2 protein-coding genes are annotated in these 5531 nt (G+C 42.4%); both read right to left on the reverse strand.

The annotated features are described in order from the left end of the window. Positions 1-253: 253 nt before the first annotated feature. The gene (locus HMPREF1048_RS05510) at positions 254-3736 is read right to left on the reverse strand and encodes a hypothetical protein (RefSeq protein ID WP_001250148.1); all 3483 of its coding nucleotides are present in this window, start codon (positions 3734-3736) and stop codon (positions 254-256) included. A 356-nt stretch (positions 3737-4092) separates the two neighbouring features. Continuing rightward, the gene (gene vex3, locus HMPREF1048_RS05515; RefSeq protein ID WP_000902995.1) at positions 4093-5472 is read right to left on the reverse strand and encodes an ABC transporter permease subunit Vex3; all 1380 of its coding nucleotides are present in this window, start codon (positions 5470-5472) and stop codon (positions 4093-4095) included. Positions 5473-5531: the final 59 nt, after the last annotated feature.

Genomic DNA, 5531 nt, shown 5'->3' on the forward strand with positions numbered 1-5531 from the left:
AGAACTGACAAAGTCAGCTCAAAACACTGTTTTGAGGTTGTGGATAGAACTGACGAAGTCAGTAACCATACCTACGGTAAGGCGACGCTGACGTGGTTTGAAGAGATTTTCGAAGAGTATTAGAATAAATACCTACTCTATTTTCTATTATAGTCTCTTACTGGACTTTTGTCTTTAAGCAACTGACCACTAGATAAAACAAAGAGAGCCTATCGCTCTCTCTGCTCACATTTCACTCTCTGTGGAATGAACGTTATTTGGTTGCTTTTGAAAATGTTACAACGTAATTATAATCTTTCCCATTAGATTGATAGACATAGTCCTCTTTGAAAGTATAGCCGCGTTTGCTCAGCTCTTCTTTCTTAGCTTCAACTTGTTTCTTAACTGCTACTTTCACCTCTTCATTTGATAAACCTTCTGCAATTTCAAGAGAAGTTCCATTGATATCTCCTAGGAAACCTGCAATATCTTTCATTTGATCAAAGTTATAAAAAACATTGACTTTGACCTTTTGAGGAGCTGGCTGTTCTAGACTTCTACGATTTCTGCTAGCGCGCGGTTGAACTGCTGGAGCCATTCTGAAACCTGAAGTTCCTGTAGCTTCCTTAGTGAATGTGACAACGTAGTTATAATCTTTCCCATTAGCTTGATATACATAGTCCTCTTTGAAAGTATAGCCGCGTTTGCGCAACTCTTCTTTCTTAGCATCAACTTGGTTCTTGACAGCTGCTTTAACCTGTTCATTTGTTGAACCTTCCGCGACTTCAAGAGGAGTTCCATTGATATCTCCTAGGAAACCTGCAATATCTTTCATTTGATCAAAATTATAAAAAACATTGACTTTGACCTTTTGAGGAGCTGGCTGTTCTAGACTTCTACGATTTCTGCTAGCGCGTGGTTGAACTGCTGGAGCCATTCTGAAACCTGAAGTTCCTGTAGCCTCCTTAGCGAATGTGACAACGTAGTTATAATTTTTCACAGTAGTATCTTGTTCAAAAATAATGTCATTTTTCACATGATACCCTCTAGTAGCTAAGTCTTTTATCTTGGCTTGAATTTTTTCTTTTACTAGCTCTTTTGCCTGTGCTTCACTCGTTCCAGCAGGAATTGTGACAGTGTTATTTTCTCCCGGATCAGATAGGAAGCCATGAATATCTGGCATTCCAGCGAAGTTATAGCTAATATTTACAGTTCCATCTGGTTCTGATGTTGAACGTGCCACTCTTCTTGCTCTTGCTTGAACCGATGGGGCATTTCTAAAACTTGAAGTCCTTTCTGAATTTGAAGAAGGTTGTGCTGGAGTTGTTGCTGTAGCTTCACCTGACCCATGACCTATTGCTGTACTTCCATCATTAATAGTGGTACCTTCATTACGTCCATTTGTTAAATTATCTTTGTTATAATTTGGTGCTGGTAATTCTTCACCTGGAACATTAATCTCATCAATCTTAGTTTGATATTCATCCGTAGCATCTACTGCTGCATCGTGATCTTTAGCATTATTTATCGCTTCTAATCCTGCTTCTTTTAATTCTTTTAATTTAGCTTCTAACTTAGCTTTTTCTGCTTCATCTTTAACTTTTTCAATTTCACTAAGTTTTGAAGCTGCAATTTTTTCAATAGCATCTTTTCCATCTTTTTTTGCTTCCTCAAGTTTTTCATCTTTAGGTGCTACTTCTTCAGACGGAGTATCTTCTTTTGGTGTTGTTCCTGCCGCTGGCTCGTCTGCTTTTGGTGTTGTGCCTGCTGATGGTTCCTCTGCTTTCGGCGTTGTGCCTGCTGATGGTTCTTCTGCTTTTGGTGCTGAGGCCGTTGGTTCTTCAGAACTTGGGTTTGAAGCTACAGGTTGATCTGCAGTCCCTGTGTTTGAAGAGGTATTATCTGTTACTGAACCTGATGTCGCTGCACTCCCTGAATCATTTGTAGCATCTGCAGATGGAGTATTGGAAGGTTCTGCAGTTGTTTCAGAGTGACCTGTTTCTCCAGCTGGCTGTGTAGTGGAATTGGTATCGCCTGATGTGACCGGTGCTTCTTCACTTGGGGTTACCGGTGTCGAAGTTGAATCACTTGGTTGGGTAGCTGTTGAATCACCTGTAGGAGTTGTAGATGGTGCTCCAGACTCTTCTGAATGATTGCCTGTTGATGGAGATTCAACCGAAGAAGCTGATTCATCGTCTTTCGGCGTTGTTACCACTGGTTCGTCCGCTTTTGGTTCAGTCGCTGCTGGTTCGTCCGCCTTCGGTGTGGTTGCCGCTGGCTCGTCTGATTTTGGCGTTGTTCCTGCTGCTGGTTCTTCTGCTTTCGGCGTTGTTTCTACTGCTGGTTCCTCTGATTTTGGCGCTGGTGTTGCAGGTTCTTCCACTTTTGGTGCTGATGACACTGGCTCCTCTGCTTTCGGTGCTGGTGTCGCTGGTTCCTCTGATTTTGGTGCTGGAGTCGCTGGCTCTTCCGCTTTTGGCGTTGTTACCGCTGGTTCGTCTGATTTTGGCGTTGTAGCTACTGGCTCCTCTGATTTTGGCGTTGTAGCTACTGGCTCCTCTGATTTTGGTGCTGAAGACGCTGGTTCTTCCACTTTTGGTGCTGGAGTCACTGGTTCTTCTACTTTTGGTGCAGGTGTCGTTGGCTCCTCTGATTTTGGTGCGGGTGTTGCAGGTTCTTCCACTTTAGGTACGGGTGCTACTGGCTCCTCTGATTTTGGCGTGGTAGGCGCTGGCTCCTCTGATTTTGGCGCTGGAGACACTGGTTCTTCTGCTTTTGGCGCTGGTCCCACTGGCTCCTCTGATTTTGGCGTGGTAGGCGCTGGCTCTTCTACTTTTGGTGTAGGTGTCGTTGGCTCGTCTACTTTCGGTGCTGGAGACACTGGTTCGTCTACTTTTGGCGCTGATGCCGCTGGTTCGTCTGATTTTGGCGTTGTAGCCACTGGCTCGTCTACTTTTGGCGCTGGTGTTTCAGGTTCTTCCACTTTCGGTGCTGGAGCCGCTGGCTCCTCTGATTTTGGCATGCTAGCCACTGGTTCGTCTACTTTTGGCGCTGGAGACACTGGTTCTTCTGCTTTTGGTGCTGGAGTAGTTGCTGCTTCTTCTGCTTTTGGTACTACTGGAGCTTCTGTTTCTTCTTTAACTTCTGGGCTTGTCACAACTGGTGATACTGGGGCAAGTTCTTCACCTGATTCTTCCGCACTTTCCACTATTGGTGCTGATACAGGCTGATAGACTGGGCTATAGTTCACAGCCATTTTTTCAACTTTCTCAGTGACATCTGTTAATTCAAAGGTAAGAGCTTTTGTTTCCTGGTCTTTCTTGATCAAAACTTCGTAAGTGCGAACTTCGCCACTGGCACCACTTTCTTTGATGACAATCTTGTGTTTTGTGACTGTATCTGAAACCGTTTCAGCTTCGGTAAAGTACAATTCATTGTGCGGTAAGAATAAATTCTTGCCTGAAGCTTGATTCATTTCTTGGAGTACATCTACAGGGATATTGCTTGCTTCGCTGATAACACTTAATGTATCTCCCCACTTAATGACATACTTAAATAAATCACCTTCTTTTTGAATATCAGCTTTTACTTCTGCAACTGTTCTGGCTACCCAAACACCATCTTGTTCGTTAGCTGAAACAGTTGGAGCTAAAAAGCCCAGACCCAATAAAATCACACCTGTCGCAACAATTGCACCAGTTCTTAATTTTCTAAAGCCACGTAGGGATAATGTCCCTCTAACATTTGTTTGTCTCATAATGTTTATTTTTCCTCACTATTCTATATTTTCCAAAGTAGACCCTACCTAAGTCTACTAGCCTATGTTTGCAATATGGATAGGCTTCTACAGATTTATCCATCTATTTTCAAGATAACATTTCTATAGATTTTTATGCACAATTCCATATATAAAATGTGAAATTCCTTTCTAATAAATTCCATAGTTTTAGTATATCATATTTAAACACTAAAGTACAAAGAAAGCAACTGAAAGCAATGATTTTCACCACTGCTTTCGGCTCTATTTTGTATTGTTAAATATCCATTCTCTATCCACCATTCTGGAATAGAAAAACAAGATGCAATCTTTATTCCAGACTAATTTTTTCAAACTTATTCACTATCCAGCAGAAGCTCTTTTGGTTGTTTTCTAAGGAGATTGCTTGAAGCAAGCACCATAACGAGAACCACTAGAACTAAAGCAAGGACAAAGACGATGATAAAGTCTGATGTCTGAATAGAAATATCTAGGCTTGACAAGGTCTTACTAAAGCCATCTACCTCTGCACCACCACCAAGGTTAGAGGCTTGAGCAGCCTTACTGGCTTGCTTGGCAACACCTGAAGTGACATTGGCAAGAACAGTATTTCCAATCGCACGAGCTGTGTAGTTGGCTAGGAAGTAAGCAGAAACAAGAGCAGGGATGGCAATCAAGATGGACTCGGTGATAAATTGACCCAAGATACTTGCCTGCTTGAGACCGATAGAGAGGAGAATTCCCACTTCCTTGCGACGGGCGTTAATCCAAAGACTAAGCAAGAGGGCAAGGAGAAGGACTGAGAAGCTCAAGCTACCCCAGAAGAGGAGGTTGGCCATCTTGTACATACCAGAGATGGATTGCTCAAGAGCTGGGTAGTTAGAGGAGCTCTTAACTAAGGTATAGCTCTTCCAGTTAATACCACTGATGCCATTCAACTCTTTCATAACATCATCCAAGTTCTTGTCCGCTGTTACAAAGAAGGTTGCGTCCCCATAAATAGCTGTGTCTTCTGTGTATCCATAAAGCTTTGCAGCAGTGTGAATGTCTGTGATAGCTGTATTTTCATAGAGTTCTTGTGAGTAGGTTACTGCTGACTTATTATGACCATCAAAGAGTCCCTTGATTGTCACTTCGACTGTTTCCTTGGCTCCTTTTTCATTGTCTGCATCGTAGATATTGGAGTCTAGTTTAACCTTATCCCCGACTTTCCAGCCGTGTTTGGCTGCCAAGTCCTTGTGCAGGAGGATCTTGTCTTTGTCGTCGTTTGTTAAGTGCTCTCCTTCAACCAATTTATAAGAACCAGAGACAAACTTGTCTTCTTTAGAGGAGTCATTGACACCTGTAATCATCAAGCTACTTCCAAAATGTTTAGCACGGTCAGGTGTCAGGTTTTTCTTGGTTTCTGGCGTTTCGATAAGTTCATATCCAGTCAAATCTCCGATAGCGTTGATGCGTTTAACATAAGACTCGATAGCCTTGTTTTCGGTGATTTTTTTGATATCTTCACCCTTAATATTCCCAGCACCACGTGGCGTTCCTTGATTGACGCGACGATTGATTTGCATGGAGAAGCTGTTGGTGATATTTTTAAAGGTCTCCTGAGAAGCCTTGGCAGTAGCTCCCTTGATCGACAATCCGACCAAACTCAAGCTCGCCATGAGGAGAATAATCAGGAAGATGACAATCGATTTGAAAAACTTCCTTGTAACATAGGCAAATGCGTTGTGTAACATAGGTTCCCTTTCTAGATTTTATTCTATTTTATAGTTCTAATACTCAATGAAAATCAAAA

It is taken from the genome of Streptococcus mitis SK575, assembly GCF_000257865.1.
In the GTDB taxonomy this organism is placed as follows: Bacteria; Bacillota; Bacilli; order Lactobacillales; family Streptococcaceae; genus Streptococcus; species Streptococcus mitis_CQ.

Excerpts from the sequence above, each read along its gene's own strand:
- HMPREF1048_RS05510 (WP_001250148.1), bottom strand. The coding sequence starts at position 3,736 with ATGAGACAAACAAATGTTAGAGGGACATTATCCCTACGTGGCTTTAGA.
- vex3 (WP_000902995.1), bottom strand. The coding sequence starts at position 5,472 with ATGTTACACAACGCATTTGCCTATGTTACAAGGAAGTTTTTCAAATCG.